This is a genomic window from Proteobacteria bacterium CG1_02_64_396 (genome assembly GCA_001872725.1).
Taxonomy (GTDB): domain Bacteria; phylum Pseudomonadota; class MNWR01; order CG1-02-64-396; family CG1-02-64-396; genus CG1-02-64-396.
Genome location: MNWR01000090.1, coordinates 1 through 17,744, shown reverse-complemented (window position 1 = coordinate 17,744; position 17,744 = coordinate 1). Strand labels below are relative to the sequence as shown.

General features: G+C 61.7%; 16 protein-coding genes. 6 read left to right on the top strand and 10 right to left on the bottom strand.

Annotated features, from left to right (window positions below; all coding sequences use genetic code 11):
* Positions 1 to 643: 643 nt before the first annotated feature.
* On the top strand, positions 644 to 1,027 hold the full coding sequence (locus AUJ55_10590; protein OIO55281.1) for a hypothetical protein: 384 nt from the start codon (positions 644 to 646) through the stop codon (positions 1,025 to 1,027).
* Positions 1,028 to 1,096: 69 nt separating this feature from the next.
* On the opposite strand, the gene AUJ55_10585 is transcribed toward AUJ55_10590, so the two are convergent.
* Together AUJ55_10585 and AUJ55_10580 are read right to left on the bottom strand one after the other, a co-directional pair.
* The gene (locus tag AUJ55_10585; protein ID OIO55279.1) at positions 1,097 to 1,885 is read right to left on the bottom strand and encodes a hypothetical protein; all 789 of its coding nucleotides are present in this window, start codon (positions 1,883 to 1,885) and stop codon (positions 1,097 to 1,099) included.
* Positions 1,882 to 2,793, bottom strand: coding sequence for an ABC transporter (locus AUJ55_10580; protein OIO55278.1), 912 nt, complete (start codon positions 2,791 to 2,793; stop codon positions 1,882 to 1,884). The genes AUJ55_10585 and AUJ55_10580 overlap by 4 nt, the downstream gene beginning before the upstream one ends.
* 139 nt (positions 2,794 to 2,932) lie before the next feature.
* On the opposite strand from AUJ55_10580, the gene AUJ55_10575 reads away from it, so the two are divergent.
* The 4 genes from AUJ55_10575 (at position 2,933) to AUJ55_10560 (ending at position 7,738) form a co-directional block, all read left to right on the top strand.
* Positions 2,933 to 4,270: a hypothetical protein gene (locus tag AUJ55_10575; GenBank protein OIO55277.1), complete on the top strand. Its 1,338-nt coding sequence runs from the start codon at positions 2,933 to 2,935 to the stop codon at positions 4,268 to 4,270.
* A 240-nt stretch (positions 4,271 to 4,510) separates the two neighbouring features.
* A complete protein-coding gene (locus AUJ55_10570) occupies positions 4,511 to 6,103 on the top strand; it encodes a hypothetical protein (GenBank protein ID OIO55276.1) in 1,593 nt (530 codons plus the stop codon).
* 77 nt (positions 6,104 to 6,180) lie between these two features.
* Positions 6,181 to 7,173 (top strand): hypothetical protein, encoded by a 993-nt coding sequence (locus tag AUJ55_10565; protein ID OIO55275.1) that lies wholly within the window; start codon positions 6,181 to 6,183, stop codon positions 7,171 to 7,173.
* Positions 7,163 to 7,738: a hypothetical protein gene (locus tag AUJ55_10560; protein ID OIO55274.1), complete on the top strand. Its 576-nt coding sequence runs from the start codon at positions 7,163 to 7,165 to the stop codon at positions 7,736 to 7,738. The genes AUJ55_10565 and AUJ55_10560 overlap by 11 nt, the downstream gene beginning before the upstream one ends.
* Positions 7,739 to 7,828: 90 nt before the next feature.
* Here the strand turns inward: AUJ55_10560 and AUJ55_10555 are convergent, their stop codons facing one another.
* The 8 genes from AUJ55_10555 to AUJ55_10520 all read right to left on the bottom strand — a co-directional run bounded on the left by AUJ55_10555 (position 7,829) and on the right by AUJ55_10520 (position 17,152).
* Complete coding sequence (locus tag AUJ55_10555) at positions 7,829 to 8,341, bottom strand: hypothetical protein (GenBank protein OIO55273.1); 513 nt, start codon at positions 8,339 to 8,341, stop codon at positions 7,829 to 7,831.
* Positions 8,342 to 8,451: 110 nt separating this feature from the next.
* Positions 8,452 to 9,258 (bottom strand): hypothetical protein, encoded by an 807-nt coding sequence (locus AUJ55_10550; GenBank protein OIO55272.1) that lies wholly within the window; start codon positions 9,256 to 9,258, stop codon positions 8,452 to 8,454.
* 141 nt (positions 9,259 to 9,399) lie between these two features.
* Complete coding sequence (locus AUJ55_10545; GenBank protein ID OIO55271.1) at positions 9,400 to 10,218, bottom strand: hypothetical protein; 819 nt, start codon at positions 10,216 to 10,218, stop codon at positions 9,400 to 9,402.
* Between the two features lie 170 nt (positions 10,219 to 10,388).
* Positions 10,389 to 11,984, bottom strand: coding sequence for a thiamine pyrophosphate-binding protein (locus AUJ55_10540; protein ID OIO55270.1), 1,596 nt, complete (start codon positions 11,982 to 11,984; stop codon positions 10,389 to 10,391).
* A 68-nt stretch (positions 11,985 to 12,052) separates the two neighbouring features.
* On the bottom strand, positions 12,053 to 14,083 hold the full coding sequence (locus tag AUJ55_10535) for a pyruvate ferredoxin oxidoreductase (GenBank protein OIO55269.1): 2,031 nt from the start codon (positions 14,081 to 14,083) through the stop codon (positions 12,053 to 12,055).
* Positions 14,084 to 14,164: 81 nt separating this feature from the next.
* The gene (locus tag AUJ55_10530; GenBank protein ID OIO55268.1) at positions 14,165 to 14,785 is read right to left on the bottom strand and encodes a recombination protein RecR; all 621 of its coding nucleotides are present in this window, start codon (positions 14,783 to 14,785) and stop codon (positions 14,165 to 14,167) included.
* Positions 14,786 to 14,804: 19 nt separating this feature from the next.
* Entirely contained in the window at positions 14,805 to 15,095 is a 291-nt protein-coding gene (locus AUJ55_10525) for a nucleoid-associated protein, YbaB/EbfC family (protein ID OIO55280.1), read from the bottom strand.
* Positions 15,096 to 15,238: 143 nt separating this feature from the next.
* A complete protein-coding gene (locus tag AUJ55_10520; GenBank protein ID OIO55267.1) occupies positions 15,239 to 17,152 on the bottom strand; it encodes a DNA polymerase III, subunit gamma and tau in 1,914 nt (637 codons plus the stop codon).
* A gap of 163 nt (positions 17,153 to 17,315) precedes the next feature.
* Here AUJ55_10520 and AUJ55_10515 point away from each other — a divergent pair, with 163 nt between their 5' ends.
* Complete coding sequence (locus AUJ55_10515) at positions 17,316 to 17,528, top strand: hypothetical protein (protein OIO55266.1); 213 nt, start codon at positions 17,316 to 17,318, stop codon at positions 17,526 to 17,528.
* Positions 17,529 to 17,744: the final 216 nt, after the last annotated feature.

Sequence of the window (17,744 nt, the reverse complement as noted above, 5' to 3'; positions counted from 1 at the left end):
ACGGCTTGCTGCCTGGACGCTCAAAAAGGGTCGACAACCCCTCCATGGCCACCTTCTTCCACTGGCTGATCTGCGCCGGGTGGATTTGGTGTTCACTAGCCAACTCGCTTGTGGTTTTACCCCCTTCAGGGCCTCCAGCGCCACCTTCGCCTTGAACTGCGCACTGTGCCGTTTGTGTTTCCCGGACATCGCTTGGCTCCTCGCTCTCGCCAATCATGCCCCCTCGGTCTTAACAAAACCTACTGTCCAGTTTTTGGGGTCCACTTCAGTGTCAAGGTAGGCGAAGGGTTTGTCTTTGCGCAAATAACCGACGATGAGCTGGGTCAGCACTCCGTGTTTGAGCACATCGGCGAAGTTTCCAGCATGGTAGGCGTGGCGGTAATTCATGAGGGTCCAAATGGTTGTCTGAATAGGATCGACAGTGTAGCAGGGCCAGGGGATGGGGGATTACGTTCGAGGGGCGGTGCGGAAAAAGGGGCAGGGTGTGATGCGCCCGCATATCAAGGCTGTACACTCTCCGCCCAGGTTCATGCCGATAGGCTTCGTCGCGTCGCCCCTAAGGGCGGTTATGGCCGACTTTCTTCGCTGTGCTGCGTGCGCGCCGCACGGCTTCAATATTTTGGATCAATCAGGACCAAAAACCATGAAACCTTCAATTTTGACCCGTCCATTCTTTGCCTTATTGGCGCTGCTGTTGGTGTCGGGTTGCGGGGGCATTGCCAACACTGGCTCTAGTTATACCGAAACAGGCGGGGCCTCTTTTTATGCCATGAAGTACCAGTCCAGACTCACCGCCAACGGGGAGAGATTTGATCAGGCGGCCATGACTGCTGCACACAAAAAGCTGCCGTTCGGCACCAGAATTAAGGTCACCAATGTAGAAAACGGAAAAAGCGTCATTGTAAGGGTGAATGACCGAGGCCCGTTCGTTGAGGGGCGCGTCGTGGACCTGAGCCGCTCGGCATTCAGTCAGATTGGGAATACGGGGGCGGGGGTGATTCACGTTGTTATAGAAGTGGTGGATTAAGGGTCACTTAGGGCGCCTCTAAATACCGCCAAGAAGTCGGTTTTTAGAGGCGCCCGAGAGGCCCGCCGCCTACCGCACCAACCGCCGCTCCAGCAACGCCGCAGCCAATGTTCCCATCCCCAGGGTCAGCACCCCCACCTCGATCAACGCCCCAACGATCCGCCCCGTCTCGGGCAGCGGCAGCCCCAACATCAAGGGGCGACCGATTTCGATCAGTCCCGACAGCGGCAGCCAAGCGAGCGCCGCCGCCACCATCTCGGGCATTCCGGTTAGGGGGAAGAAAACCCCCGAAAACAGGAACATCGGGCTGATGAACAGGGTGAAGTAGTACATAAAAAAATCGTAGGAGGGGGCCAACGCCGTGACTGTCATGGAGAGGGTGCCAAAAAGCAGACCGGTCAGCAGCGCCAGCAATAGCAGCAACACCACGGCGCCGGGTGAGGGGGAGACGACCCCCAGGAGGATGGCGGCCAGCAAGACAAAGGCGCTGGAAATGGCCCCCTTGCTGGCGCACCACAGCACCTCGCCCCAGACCACGTCGGCCATGGTCAGGCGGGTCACCATCATGGCGAGGTAGGTCTTTTGCACCGTCAGCCGGGTGAAGGCGGAGTAGGTCCCCTCGAAGGCGGCCGAATTCATGGCCGAGGCGAGAAAGAGCCCGGCGGCCAGGAAGGCGATGTAATCGACCCCCCCGATCCCCCCTTGAATGAGCCCCCCCATGCCGAAGCCGAGCGCCACCAGGTAGAGCAGTGGCTCCCCCATGTTGCCGACCAGGCTGGGTCCAAGCAGCTTGCGCCAGACCAGAATGTTGCGCCGCCACACGGCGACGGCGGCGGCTGAAGGTAAAGGCAGGCTCATTCGCGCAGATCCCGTCCGGTCAGTTTCAAGAAGACATCCTCCAGCGAGGCGGGGCGGTGCAGGTAGGTCAGGCTGCCGATGCTCGAAAGGGCCGCCAGCAGCGCCCGCTCGTCGGCGGTGTAGCAAAACAGGGTGTCGCCCACCCGTTCGGTCCGCACCCCCTCCATCGGTCCGAAGGGGAGCTCGTCGCCGCTGTATTCGCGCACCTCGACCACCTCGGCCTCGACGTGGCGGGCGATCAGCTCCAGCGGAGTCCCCTGGTCGAGGATTTTTCCTGCGTCCATTACCGCCACGGTATCGCAGAGTTGGGCCGCCTCCTCCATGTAGTGGGTGGTCAGCAGCAGGGTCATCCCCTCGGCCCGCAACAGCCGCAGTTGCTGCCAAATTAGGTGGCGCACCTGGGGATCGAGGCCGGTGGTCGGCTCGTCGAGGATGAGGATGTCGGGTTGGTTGATCAGGGCGCGGGCGATGGTCAGCCGCCGCTGCATCCCCCCCGAAAGCGAGGCGATGGGTTGCTCGGCGTGGGATTCGAGCCGGGCGAAGGCGATCAGATCGTTGATGCGCGGCCCCCGGTCTGGGGTGGGAATGCGGAAGTAGCTGCCGTAAACGTCGAGGTTTTGCCGCACCGTCAGATCGGGGTCGAGGTTGTCCTGCTGTGGCACCACCCCGATGCGGTGACGCAAGGGGAAGTCGAGCCCGGTGCGGCGGATGCCCAGAATCGTCACCTCCCCCCCGTCGGGGGGGGTTAGGCCGGTCATCATGCGGAAGGTGGTGGTTTTGCCCGCCCCGTTGGGGCCGAGCAGGCCAAAACAGCGGCCGGTGGGGATATCGAGGCTGACCCCATCGACCACGGCGCGTCCGGCGTAGGTTTTATAAAGGTCGCGCAGGGCGACCGCGGGTTGGCTCATGGGTCAGACTTTCACTAGGATTGGCGCGGCGGCGCCGAATGTTCGAGGGCTGTTCATTCGCTGACGCTATGGTGCCACACCCGCTGGGTGCTGATAATCACCGCCCTGTTGATCTACTTCCCATCCAAGGAGCCTTTCGATGGATGTCGTCCAAAACTGGAAAACCCGTCTCGACAACCGCGACCTGACCGTGGCGGTTATCGGCCTGGGTTACGTGGGGCTGCCGTTGGCGGTCGAGTTCGCCGAGGAGGGGCTGAACGTGGTCGGGGTCGACATCGACTCGGGCAAAATCGAGGCGGTGGCGCGGGGCGAGTCTTACATCCTCGACGTAGCCTCAAAGCGTCTTCAAGAGGTGGTCGGCAGCGGCAAACTCAAGGGGTACACCGCGTTGCCGGTCGAGCTTGCCATCGATGCCATCTCGATTGCGGTGCCCACCCCACTGTCGAAGAGCAAATCGCCCGATGTCGCCTACATCGCTTCGGCCATGGATGGGGTCCGGGCCTATGTTCGGGGCCGTCGCGAGCGGGGGCTTGAGCTGGCGCCGCTGCTGGTGGTGCTCGAATCGACCACCTACCCCGGCACCACTCGGGAACTGGTGCTGGCCCCGATGGAGGAGGAGGGGCTGGTGCTGGACGACAACCTGTTTGTCGCCTTTTCGCCCGAGCGGGTCGATCCGGGCAACCCTCAGTACCAAACCCGCAACACCCCCAAGGTGATCGGCGGGGTCTCGACCGCCTCGGGTGAGTTGGCCTGCGCCCTCTACCCCCTGGCGGTCGATACGGTGGTGCCGGTGGCGACCAGCGAGGAGGCCGAGATGGTCAAATTGCTGGAGAACACCTTTCGCGCCGTCAACATCGCCATGGTCAACGAGCTGACCATCATGGCCGACCGCATGGGGATCAACATGTGGCACGTCATCGAGGCGGCCAAGACCAAGCCGTTCGGGTTTATGCCCTTCTACCCCGGCCCCGGCATCGGCGGCCACTGCATTCCGCTCGATCCCATGTACCTGTCGTGGAAGGCGAAGTTCTTCGGCTACTACAACCGCTTCATCGAGCTGGCCAGCGACATCAACGACAACATGCCCGAATTCGCGGTGCACAAACTGATGAACCTGCTCAACGAGCGGGGCAGGTGCATCAAGGGCAGCCGGATTTTGCTGCTCGGCGTGGCCTACAAACCCAACGTGGACGACCTGCGCGAATCGCCCGCCCTGGTGCTCTGGGAGCGGCTGGCCAAGATGGGGGCGGTCCTGAGCTTCAACGACCCGCTTGCCCCCCGCTTCAAAAATGCACAGGGGGATTTCGTCGATTCCACCCCCTTGACCCCCAAACTGCTGGGTGAACAAGAGGTGGTCATCGTCACCACCGCCCACAAGGTGTTCGATTGGGAGGCGATCCGCACCCACGCCCCGCTGATTTTCGATGCGCGGGGGGTTTATAAAGAGGTGATCGATCCGAACATCGTGCAGTTGTGAGGATTGCGGACGGGGTTCGGCGGTAGGAGGCCCGGATCGGGCCGAGGTTGTTCGCCAGAGGTGCCGCGATGGCGCCATATGCCGCGTTTCATGTGCGGCATATGGCGCCATCGAGAACCCCCGCAAAAATGACCGAACGTTTAGATTGTTGAATTTTCAAGGTTTTATCGAAGATTCCGAGTGGCACCGAACCTGCTCGCACAGTGGGACTGGATTTCTCCGACCCTTTGCGAGGCCCTCATGACCTTCTCCCGTACTGCCCTTCCCCTGCTTCTTGCCGCTTCGGTCACCTTGGTCGGTTGTAACAACCCCTTCGGCGCCAGCAGCACCTCAAGTAACAACGGCAGCGGATCGAGTACCTCCACCACCGTGGCGGGCTCGGCCATGGCCGGTCCGGTCAGCGGCACCATCCGCGTGCTCGACGGCGGCACCCAGGTGGCCAGCGGGACGATCAACAACGGGGTGTTCAGCCTCGATATCCCCAATAGCGCTTTGGCCAATGAGCTGACCCTTGAGGTCACCGGCACCTACACCGACGAAATCTCGGGCAACCTAGTCACCTTGACCTCGGCCAATCCCCTGGGGTTGGTGCTCGACGCCGGTCACGTCAGCGCCGGCGTTACGATGACCGGATTGGCAGTGACCCCCGAAAGCACCGTGCATTACCAGTTGATCCAGCAGGGCAAGACGATGGCCGAGGCCGACGCCATATTCAGCGGCGTCTTTGGTGCCCCCTTGAATCACCATGCTTTGCTCTTTGATCCGACCCAGACCGAACCGGCCGCTGTTGCCGCCCTGGCCGCCGCCGATCAGCAGCTTTCCCGCGCCGCCTCGTTTCAGCTTGGCGCCTACAGTCAGCTGGCCGCCAACCTGGGTTTGACGAGCAACGCCATCGCCGATCTGCCCGCCGCCCTGGCCACCGACCTGCTCGATGGCACCTTGGACGGGATGAACGGCTTAACCCCGGTCGTTGCCGGAACGGCCACTCTGCCGACCACCATGTGGAGCAGTTACGTCGGAGCCCAGGCGCAGTTTTCGGGTGGAAGCGCGGCGGGCAACGCCAACAATCTGCCCCCCCCCATGGATGGCTCCGTATCCAGTCGGGTGGTCACCGTCGGGCTGAATCAGGTGGCGGTCGGCTTCTCGACCCTGTCGACCATCCTGCCGATGACCAACATCCCCTTCACCGGCAAGACGACCCAGCGTATTGCCTTGAGCGACCCCAATACCGGCGCCGCCCTGACCTCGGGTTATACCGTGACGGTTGCTCCCGTGATGCACATGCCGACCATGACCCATGCCTGCCCCATGGGGGCGGTGGTCCCCGATGCCACGGTTGTTGGGGCCTTCGATGTCGACCTGTACTACCTGATGGCCTCGGGGGCGGGGATGGGGCTGTGGGACGTTGCCGTGACGGTCAGCGACGGCAGCAACAGCGCCGTGGCCCACTTCAACCCCACCGTGGCGATGATGGGCATGCCGATGAGTTCGGTTGCGGTGGTTAAACCTAAAGACAGCATCAACCGGACTACCAGCTACCAGGTTTGGCTCGACGGTTATGATGCCGTTGCAGGGACCGTCGATCTGTTCATTACCACCCCCGCCATGATGATGATGTCCTTCCCCGGCGTGACCGGTGCGGTGATTACCCCCCCTTCCGGCGCCATCGTCGTCGAGTTGGGCGGTGGCCACTACCGCCTTTCGGGGTTGGCGTTGAATGCAGGTTCCGCCTACCCCCTGGCGGTTGATGTGGCTGTGGGGGGCAGTCCGCTGCGCAATTTGGGGGCGACGGCGGCAGCCGATACCATCCCCAACCTGATCTTCACCCCGTGATCTGAAGCTTTCGATTCCTTAGGGGGAGCCCGGCGTAGGTCCGAGGCTCCCCCTCGATTTTTTTAGGCTAAGAACCCGTGCCGATTCCCCGTAGAAGCCTTTCAAAACTCGCGCTGGCGACCGCCCTGCTTTTGCCCCTGCTCGCCCCCAGCCAGGGCCTCGCCGCCTCGTGTTGCGGTGGGGGTGGTGGCGGCGCTTTGGTGCTGCCCAAGATGCTCAATCAGATGGTTTCGCTGACCACTTCGGCCGAGATCTACGACGGCTACTGGGATTTGCAGGGCCATTGGACCGCCGATCCGGCAGGCTCCGACCTGGCCCAATACCGCACCAGCTTGGGCTATGCGCTGCGGCTGTCCGACAACCTGCAAGGGTCGGTTTCGCTCCCCTACGTCTTAAACCGCAACCGCTACAGCGGCCTGTCGCGCAATACCCAGGGGCTGGGCGACACCTCTTTGTCGCTTAGTTACGAGTTCTTCGACGAGATCACCTGCGTTTATCAGGTGCGCGATTGGGCCGATCTCTTCCCCGCCATTTACCTCACGGTGGGGCTGACCGTTCCGACCGGGCTTTCCCCCTACGGCGACCTGCAAGACAACTTCGACATCACCGGGCGGGGCTTCTACCGGCTCGACACCACCCTGACGGTGGAAAAATCGGTCTGGCCCTGGAGCGTGGGGATGACGGTCGGCTACGGACGCTTTTTGGCCCGTTCAATCAACCGGGAATACGCCCAATGGGTCGCCCCCTACACCAAACGATTGGGGGATCGGGTCAATGCCAGTCTGTCGCTGGGCTACACCCTGTTTATGAACAATTCCGACGCCACCGTGACCACCACCCTGGCCTACAGTGGACTGCGCGAAGAGCAGGCGATCATCGATGGACAGCGTGACCCCTTAAGCGGGATGCGTAGGCAGAGCTTTGGGGTGACGGTCTCCCGCGCCTCGACTGCGATCAATCCCGAGTGGGTCGTCAAGGGGAGTTTTCAGCGGGCGCCGCGCTGGAGTGGGTGGGGGGTCAACTTCCCCACCACCGATACCTTCAGCCTGGGGGTAAACCATGCGTGGTAAAGCTTTGCGGGGTTTTTTGTTGGGCGGTTTGATCCTTGGGCTGATGGGGTGTCAGGTCTCCCCCGATCTGGCCCCCTCGGGGAGCGACCAGCGCCCCACGGTCACCAGTGGTACGGTCGGATACCTGCCCGGTGCCACCTCGGCCGACTTCACCGCCTTCGATACCCTGGGGGCGATCTTCCGGCTGTCGGACCAACGGGCGACCGGCGCCACCCCCGCCGATGCGACGGTCCTCTACTTCACCATGTGGTGCCCGATTTGCTCGGCCCACGCCGACAACCTGCTCTTCACCCTAGCCCCCCAATTCGCAGGGCGCGGGGTGCTGCGCATCAAACTGGTCGACTATGTTTCGGGCTCGGTCGCCGGGGCCGCAGCCTCCGAAATGGCCAATGGTTATTCCCCCGGTTTTGCCTTGGCCGATGTGGGGCAAACGATCATGAAGCAGTACCACGCTTCGATGGGGAGCACGATCGTGATCGACGCCCAAGGGGTGGTGCGGATGAATGAGGATTACCGGGACGGCAGCCATCTGGCGGCGCTGCTTGACGCCATTCTGCCCCCCTGATTTCACGGTAGGGGCGTAACCGAAAGGGCATCTGGAACCGCGGTTCCAGATGCCCTTTTTGTTGAGGGCAAGACTGTGGTGGCGCTTGGATCAAGGTTTGACGTTCAAGGTGTCTCGGGCCAGGACCTGCCCGGTTTCATCCACCACCCAGACGCTCCACACGCCCTGCCACTGGGGTAAAAGGGTTTTGGTCGACCAAACCCGCCACCGCTCCCCCTTGATTTTAAAAGGGATCTCAAACATCACCTTGTCGCCCCAGCGCCATTGATGGGTGACGGTGTGACCATCAAGGTTTCGCACCTCGGAAAAAAAAGTCGCCTGCCCCGATTTGGCCGAAAAGGTTGAGACTCTGTCGACCGGTTCCCGGTCCTTGATGGCGGTTGTAAAGACGGTGCGCATCCCCGAAACCGGTGGGGCCTGAACCGTTGAATCGGTATGCCGAACCTCCTTTTCGATGTGCCGACCCCCCGTGTTCAACGACGGCATGGCCAGCACGGCGGCAAGCAGCAGCAAACCAAATACAGGCAAAACAACCTTGGCCGAAAGCCAAAACGGTTGGCCGGGTCTGGAACGGCTATTGTTGCCCTTACTGCGTTTTTTCATGAATGGCCCCGGAAACACGAAATGCCCAAACCGCCCACTTTGGCGCGGCAGATCAAACCGCTCTGCGTCCCCATAAGTGTGGCGGTTTTGGCACCTTCGGGCCATCCGCGTCAGTGCAGTGCGCCCCCAGCCAAGTCGAATCGCACTTCGCCCGCCATCGCCAACCTGAATCCCCGTTGCCGCATGCCGAAGGTGGTGCCGATCTTCTCCTCAACCTGCTGCACATCGAGCTGCTCATTGAAAATATAACGATCATTTTCGTGCTGGTACGAGACCACCATACGCTCCATCTGGTCGAGCAAATGCCCCAAGGTTTGGGGGCGATAGGCATCGACGAACTCGGTCAGGAAGGCAAAGCGCGCGCAGCTCAACTGCCGATCCTCGGGTAGGGTGGTCAGATACTCAGCGAGAAGTTGCTCGGCCCCGCTGCGGCGCCAGCCGCGCTCGCGCAGCATCGCCTTGAGCATGGGGTGATCCTCAGTGGCCGCGCGGGTGGTTAATTTTCGCTCCAGCCTGGGGTTCGGGGCGACCGTCAGGTGCAACAGGCGCATGTAGCGGTGGACCAATATTTTGGGCAGCGGCATGGCAAAGCTCATAAATCCATCGCTGAAGGGGGTCACCAGCTCCATAGCGTTGAGCACATCGAGGTGGGCGGCCAATTCATCCTGACTCAGTACCCTGTCCTTCATCAGCGGAAGATACCGGGCCACATCGCGGCGGGTTGGGGTGAATTGGGGGGAAAACATCAAATCGAGCTCGTACTCCTCCAAACCGTGGGGAAGCGGCTGCCTCAGACAGGCACCGAGCTTGTCAGGGGTCAGTCCGTAGTGGGTGGCCAGATAATCGGTAACGTGGGGATCGACGGCGCGAGCCTGGGTGAGATCCTGGGCAGCCTGTTGTAAGAGATCGGTGTTCATGGCAAGCCTCCTCCAGCCTAAAACGATGCCGGTTATGCAAATGCAACCCGGCCAGATACACGTGTTGGAGGGAGGTGCGAGTTTGAGGTTCATTCTCAATGTGAGGGCGTAAAAAAGGGGCCCGAAGGCCCCTTGGAAGGATCAATCAAACTTCTCAATCAGCAGCGCCGTCATCCCCAAGTCGCGGCGAACCTCCGAGGCCATATTAACCCTGAAGTCGCGAATCTCTCGGGAACAGTGTCGGCTGTTGGTTCGGCCCAGTTGGGCGTCTTCCAGCTGCTCGTTGTAGACGTATTTGTCCTTATCGGTTCGGTAGGACTCGACCATGTGCGCCAACTGCTCGGCCAGGTGCTCCAACGTTTTGGGGCGATAACTCGCAACAAAATCGGTCACGAAGGCAAAGCGCTGCGCCGTCAGGGGGCGGTCCTCGGGCAACCCATTCAGATATTCGGTCAGCAGCGCCTCTTTTTGGATTCGGCGCCAACCACGATTGCGGGCCAAAGCCTTGATGCGGTTGCAGTCGCCGCTGACCGCATGCTGGTCGATCAAGTCGGCGATGCTTCGGGACAGGGGGACAGTCAGTTGCAACAGGCGCACGAAACGCAGGATCAAGACCCGCGGCATCGGAATGACCACCTTGGCAAAACCGTCCGAAAAGTGGGCCGAGAGCTTCAAGGCGTGCAAGGAATCAACCAGTTCATCCAGCGACGCTTCGGCGACCGGATGCGCCTCGATCAGCGGGATGTAACGCTCAATGTCGTCCAGGGTCGGCGTGAAGAGGGGCGAGAAGATCAGGTCGAGTTCGTACTCTTCAAGATGCCCAGAACGCTCCGTCAAGAATTTGGGGACATCCTCGGAAAGCACCTCATAGTGGGCCAGCATGTAATGGGCTACCTGGGGAATCAGTTCCCGTTCGAGGGAAAGATCGTTGGCCAGTTGCTCGATGAGGGGTTGATGCACAGTGGACTCCTAGGGGTAAAGGCCAGCGAGGGCCCGATGCGATCTTGAGTTTAATCCCGACTATAAAGCTCGGGAATGGGATGCGCCACCCCGGCGTTGGTTCAACCATATGAAGAAAAAAGGCGGCCCAAAGGCCGCCTTTTTGGTTGTTCGATAAACCGCGACGCCGTTTAGGCGGCTCCGTCTTGATCCTTGTTCACCACGCCGGCCAGATCCTGCAACTGCCACCAGTTCTCAAGCCGCTCCTGCTTAGAAGCGAGCAGCAGCTCAGTGGGCTGACCCTCTTTGCCGAAGTGCTTGCGGAAGCGCCCCTCGGACCGGGCAAACTCGATGAAGTCGACCTTGGTGCCGTCCTTGCGGACGTGCCAGTCGCGATCCACCGAGGGGTTGCCCTGCAGGCTCAGCTTCTGCTTCATGGTCCGGCCCGCGCTGGGGTCGTAGATGAAGACCGGGAAGGCGCGCGATTCGACCGCCAGACGGGCCTGATGGGCTGCCATGTCGTCGGCGACGCCGTGTTCGGGTTGGCAGGTGGTGAAGACGTTGATGACGGCGGGTCCCTTGAAGCGCAGCGCTCCCTCGATGGCCTTGTAGAAGTGACCCAACATCGGGCCAACCGTCTGCGCTACAAAGGTGTTGGGGTGCATCATGGCAATCTGTCCCAGCTCTTTACGACGCTCCAGTTTGCCCTCCCAAACCTTGCCGTGAACCGACATCTTGGCCTCTTGGCCCATGTAGGTCGCGGTGGAGGTTTGGCCGCCGGTGTTCGAATAGGCCTGGGTGTCGAGGCAGAGCACCTTGACGTTCATGCCCGAGGCGAGCAGACGCGACAGCGACTGAAAGCCGATGTCGAGCATGGCGCCGTCGCCGCCGAAGACCCAAAGGGCGCGGTCGGAATGGCCTTGTTGATCCCAGAAGGCGCGAACCCCCATGGCGTCGGCCGGGGCGTTCTCGAACAGGGAGTTGGTCCAGGGGACCATGAAGGGGTTGAAGGGGTAGGTCGAGCCGTAGACGGTGTTGCAACCGGTGGCGGCGGTGATGCCGTACTGGTCGCCCACGATCTCGTGGGTCATCGCCATCACCTGACGGATGACCGAGGCCTCGCCGCAACCCATGCAGGAACCTGCGCCGCCCACGTATTGCAGGCTGGGCTCCTTGAGCATGATGTCGACCTTGAGGCGGGGATTGACGTACTCCACCGGGGTCTTGGGGGAGGTTTTGAAGAAATCCCAGATGTTGAAGTAGTCGGGCAGATTGTCCGGAGTCTTCTTAATCATCTTCAGGGCGCCGTGGTCGCCGCAGACCTCGACACACTCGCCGCAGCCCTTGCACTTGGTCGGATCGATGAAGATGCCGAACATCGCGCCTGGTTTGCCCTGTTTTTCGTAAGCGTTGAAGTACTTGGTGGTCTTGGCAAACTGCTCGCGGACCAGGGCGCGGGTCGCCTCGTCCTCGATCTTGGCCAGTTCGGCTTCCAGGGTCTCCTCGGTCAGCGCTTTGCCCAGAATCGCGGTGTCGGGGCAGTTCTGCACACACTCCATACAGCCGACGCAATTCTCGGCGATGAGCTCGGGCAAATCGGGGGCGATGTACGAAAAATCGCGGAAGGAGCCGGTCCCGGCGGGGACGATGGAGCAGGCGACAAACTCATCGGCGGGCTGGCCGGAGCCGCCACCGGAGTTGTAGGCGTTGATCACCTCGCGAGCACGCTTGATATCGTACCACTGGGGAACCGCGGCCTCGCGGATCAGGGCATGGCTCTTGTCCATGGGAAGTACCTCTCTAGGTTCGAGGCCCGAGGGCCTTAAAGGATCTAAAGTCGCGTGAGAGCAACGGATCAGATGAAGAACGCGTTGACGTCCTTACCCTTGGCATCCCAATCGGCCTTACCCTCGGCCAACACATCGGCGGGGGTGGCGTTCATGATGTCGCGGGTGACCTCGAAGACGCGCTCGTAACCGCGTTGGATCGCCTGCATGTTGTCGGCAACCACCTTCTCGCCACGCTTGCCGAAGTACTTGCGGATCGGCTTTTCGACCTTGGCGAAGAGCTCCTCGTCGGAGATCCCAGAGCGGTCTTTGAAGGGGGTGACCCGCAGGAACACACCCAGCAGCACCACACCCTGGAAACGCTGAATCAACGAGGGATCGGACAGGCACGACTCGCGAGCGATGTCGATGGTGTCGACACCCCAGAAGCGGACGTTGTGCTCGTGCATGAAGTACTTGGCATACGAGGGCAGGGAGTCCCATAGATCTTGGGCGTTGGTGGCGTCGGTGTGCTGGAAGACGATGCCGCCCTCTTGCAGGCCAACCAGAGGGTTACCCATGAACCAGGTGGTGGGATCCATCAGGGGGACGAAGTCGACCTGCTGCAATTCGCAGTGGGTCATGATCTTGCCTTCGGGCACCACCGACAGGTAGGTGTTGGTCGGCAGCCCCTTCTTCTCGGAGCCGTACTTCGGGGCCGCCTGAACCCGGAAGCCGAAGATCTCGCCCATCATGGTGGCGATGACCTTGTTGGTGGTCACCGAGCCATAGCCGCCCACCGAGTGGCCGCGAATCGAGAATGAGCCGGAGGGGCGCACATCGGGCTCCTCCTCGGCTTTCAAAGCGCTGTCATGGTCGATGCCGACGGTAAAGAAGCGCTTGCCGTTCTCTTCCATGTTCTTGACCACCGCCACCAGGTGTCCGGGGGTCACGTCGCGAGAGCCCAAACCGGCGGCGCCAGCGTAGCAGGCGGGGATGCGATCGATGGTGGGGAAGCCTTCAGCTCCGCCCATCGCCTTGGCAAACGAGGCCAGGATGTCGGTGGTCAGGTGGTTCTCGACCATGGTGGGGCAGTCGACCCGCTCCAACACCGAGAAGGCCTTGACGTTTTTGAGCGCCTCAACCACCTCTTTGGCGGGGAAGGGGCGATAAATGAAGACGCTGAGCACACCGACCTTCTTGCCTTGGCTGCGCAAGTAGTCGGCGGTGGCGACGGCGGTTTCGGCGGTGGTGCCCATGGCGACGATGGCGTATTCGGCATCTTCGAGGTTATGGGCCTCAACCTTGCCGTAGCGGCGACCGGTCAGGCGGTAGAACTCGTCGAAGGCGTGGTCGACGATGCCGGGAAGCTCATTGTAGAAGGCGCGTTGGGCGATCTTGCCCTGCATATAGGCATCTTGGTTTTGCACCACGCCCGACTGCACCGGGGCGTTGGGATCGAACTGGTTGCGGATTTTCTCGCGGGGATCGCCCAGGTATTCGGCGATCAGTTCGTTTTCGGGGTAGAGCAGGTTTTCGATGGTGTGCGAGGTCAAGAACCCGTCTTGCACGTTCATGAACGGGGTGCGGCTGTCCTCGGCGATGCGGCGGGCGACCATGGCGAAGTCGGCGCATTCTTGTACCGAGCGGGCCATCAAAATGCCCCAGTTGGTGTCGGCCACACCCATGACGTCGTCATGACCGGCGTGGACGTTCAGCGCCTGATGAGTCAAGGCGCGGGCGGCCACATGCAGCACCACCGGCAAACGCTTGCCGGCCGTGGTGTAGAGCACCTCTTTCATCAGGATCAGGCCCTGACCCGAGGTGAAGTTGCACACCCGGCCACCGGCCAGGGCGAACCCTTCGCACGAGGTCGCCGAGGAGTGTTCAGACTCAAGCTCCATCCAGGTGATGGTTTTGCCGTAGACGTTCTTGAAACCGTTGGCGACCCCGATCTGGTAGTTCTGACCCATGATGGTCGACGAGGTGATCGGGTAGGCGGCGGCGCCGTCGGTCGCACGCGTTTCAACGTAGGCGATGGCGTCGGACCCGTCCCCGGTTCCGGGTATCCCTGGGTATGGGAATTCGTTTTCAGGACGGTTGGCGGGCTGTACGGCCATGGTTCGCTCCTAGGGACAAAAGAAAGGAGAAAAAAGGAATTGTGGATGTGTACCCAAGTGGCGGGGCGTTTAGCCCTGCCGTTATCCGACGCGTTGACGGGCGCCGAGGGCCAGCTCCATGGTTTTTCCGTCGATGGCCTCCATGCTGCGACCGGAGGGGAGCCCCCGGGCGGGACGGGTGATGCGAATGTTCATGCCCTTCAAACGGTCGAGCAAAACACCGGCGGTGGCCTCGCCTTCAACCGTGGGGCTGAGCGCCAACAAGACCTCGCCGACCTCGTGCTGCTCGATGCGGTTTGCCAGCCGATCCAGCGGCAATTCGGCAAGTCCGGTCCCCTCTAGGGGAGAATAGCGACCGCCGAGGATGAAGTATAACCCATGCCAAGCGCCGCTGCGCTCGATTGTCCAAAGATCGGACACCTCTTCCACCACACACAGCGCCGTGCGATCCCGACGGGAGCTTGAACAAAGCCCACACAACGAGTCGAGCACGGCGGTCGGGTTCCCGCACAGAGGGCACGGAGCGATCTTCTGCGCCTCGGCCAAACGGTCGATCAGTCGTTGCAGTGCTTGCTGGTTGTCCTGGACCAGGGAAAGGGCGATGCGGGTTGCCGAGCGGCGGCCCAGCCCTGGCAATTGCGCCAGCTCGTCGATCAATTGGCGCAGTGCGGCTGGTGCGGCTGAGAGGGGCGCGGTGCTCACGGTGACCGAGGGTTCTGCGTTAAAAGGGAAAACCGGGCATGTTCATGCCGGGAATATTCAGCCCCCCGGCAAGTCCCGACATCGCCTCTTTGTTGATTTCGTCGACCTTGGTCAGTCCATCGTTGAGGGCTGCGGCGACCATGTCTTCAAGGAAGGCGACATCCCCATCTTGAACCAAAGCGGGGTCGATGCTGACTTTGAGCACTTCGCGTTTGCCGTTGATCCGCACCGAAACCTGCCCACCACCCGCTTGACCTTCAACCTCGCGTTGCCCCAGTTCGTCCTGGAGATCGGTCATTTTCTTCTGCATTTGTTGGGCTTGCTTGAGGAGCGCGGTGATGCTGGCCAAGGGGGTTCTCCGAAAGACTGATTAACTTTGTCGGGAATTGAACGATGCCGATTCGTCCAAGTGCATCCGGGATCAAACCAGACCCGGCGCCGCTCGTGCAACCCTTAATGTATTCGGGTTGATGTGTTCATCGCCGCTGTCAAGGACCCCCCCTCCCCGTCTTGCAGAGGGATTGGAATGATCGAAATCAGCTCGCCGCCCAGGATTTCAATTGCCTGCTGCACGCGGTCGTCGCTGGCGAAAACCGCCTCGGTCGCCGTCTGGTGGGCCTGCAAACGGGCGTTGCGCTCCTCGCGTACGCTCGATTGTTCCTGGCTGGACCGTGCCTTCATGGTTACCTGCCAGGTGGGACCGGGGACCTGCTCGGCGAGCAGGCTTTGCAGCACGGCGTCGATGCGGCGAATGCGGGCCGGTTGAAAAGCGCCGGGCTCGAACAACAGCTCGATGGCGTGACCACCGACGATGGCGTGGGCGGTATTCAAAAGCCCGCCGATGTCGGGGCGGTAGCGGTTCAGCCAGCGGTGCAGGGTGGGCCAGACCAAGGGGGTGTCAGCCGAAACCGGAAAAGGATCGCGGGTCGCCACCGTCGCGGTAGGCGCCTGAACCTCGGGTGTCTGTACCGTGGCTGTCGGCATCGCCGCCGTTTCTCCACGGGGTTTTGGCTCGACCGCTGGGGGGGGGGCTGAGGGCTGGGAGGGCGCTGCTGCGTCGGGGACCGACTGATCGTGCCGGATCGGCTCGCCGCCGGTAGGGGCCACGCCGAATGGGGCCGCCTCTTTGAAGGTTGTCTCTCGCGGGGCGGCGGCGCTTGAAGTCCTGTCGCCCGTGGGATGGCCGCTTGCAGGCGCGCCCCCCACCGCCGGGCCAGCACTCCCCCCGCTTGTGGGGGGCTCCCCCCCTTTGAGCAGCGTTTCGATCCGGCTCATACGCGGCAGCATACTCAGGCGCATCAGCAGCATTTCGAACGATTGGGGGGGATGGCCGGAGCGCTGTAGCAGCCCCCGTCCCTCGGTGCCGACCTGATAGAGCATTTGCCAGTCGTACAGGGAGGCTTGGTCGAGCAGCGGCGCCAGTCGGTCAGGCAGGCTGGGGTCGAGTTCCAGACCCAGATCGGGGCTGGCTTGCAGCAGCGAGCAGGCGTGGATGATCTCCAACGTCTCGTCGAGGATCGCCAGCGGCTCGCGCCCCTGGTGGTAGGCCTCCCGGAATTGAGTGATCGACCCGCCGATATCCCCTTTCAATAGATGGGCGACCAGCTCGATCACCGCCTCGAAGCCGACCCGTCCGAGCATGTCGTTGACCGACTCGGGATCGACCCGTGTACCGTCGCCGAAGGCGATGGCCTGATCGAGCATGCTCAGGGCGTCGCGCAGGCTCCCCTCCGAGGCGCGCACGATGGGAACCAGCGTCCCCTCGTCAGCTTCGATCCCCTCTTTTTCAAGAATGGCGGTCAGGTGCCGCTGCATCTGCTCCGGTTTGATTCGGCGCAGCTCGAAGCGCTGGCAACGGCTGACGATGGTGACCGGGATCTTCTGGGGATCGGTGGTGGCGAAGATGAATTTGGTATGGGCAGGGGGCTCCTCCAGTGTTTTCAACAGGGCGTTGAAGGAGTGGTTCGAGAGCATGTGGACCTCGTCCACGATGTAGATCTTGTAGCGCCCCATCGAAGGGGGATAATGGACCGATGCGAGCAGCTCGCGCATGTCCTCGACCTTGGTTTGACTGGCGCCGTCGACCTCCAACACGTCGAGGTGATTGCCGACCAGCACCCCCTTGCAGTTGGGGCAGACGCCGCAGGGCTCGGTGGTTGGCCCCTCTTGGCAAAGCAAGGCGCGAGCGAAGATGCGGGCCACCGTCGTCTTGCCGACCCCTCGCACCCCCGAAAACAGATAGGCGTGGTGGATGCGATTCTGCTCGACAGCATGGCGCAGGGTCTGGACCACCGGTTCTTGGCCGACCAGTTCGTCGAAGTGGGCGGGGCGCCATTTGCGGGCGAGCACCTGGTAGTTGGAAGACATGGGGCACCTGGGTTTGGCGTGGAAGGTTGAGGCGGGGAAGGTTCGCACGGGGGGGAGGGGGGATCAACCGGGGGTGCTCTAGGTGTAGCGAGCAAATAAATTGTCCGGAGTAGTAGCACACGATCTGTCCGGTTTGTGAAATGTCCTCCGAGGAGGGCATGAAATGAACCAGACGCATCTGCTGCAGGAGATCCGGATCATGAGATTCACCGAAACCTACGAGCGCTGGAAGCGGCGCGACCTGACTCAAGAGGAGGCGGGGGACATCCTGGGGGTGAATGTGCGCACCTTTCGGCGTTACATCCACCGCTACGAAGAAAAGGGGCTAGGAGTCTGTCGGACTTTTCCCAAGGACATGAGACGATATGAGGCATGATATGAGGCATCTGTCGTAACAAGCCGAGGAGCCCCGATTATGAGCCGATTCATCCCCGCCGACCGCCGTGCCCCGTATTTGCTTGCGCCGTCGTTGTCGGATTGGCTGCCCGACGATCATTTGGCGCGGTTTGTGGTGGAGGTGGTGGATCAATTGGATTTGACCGACCTGATCCGGAGTTACGCCGGTCGGGGCTCTGCAGCGCATCATCCCCGC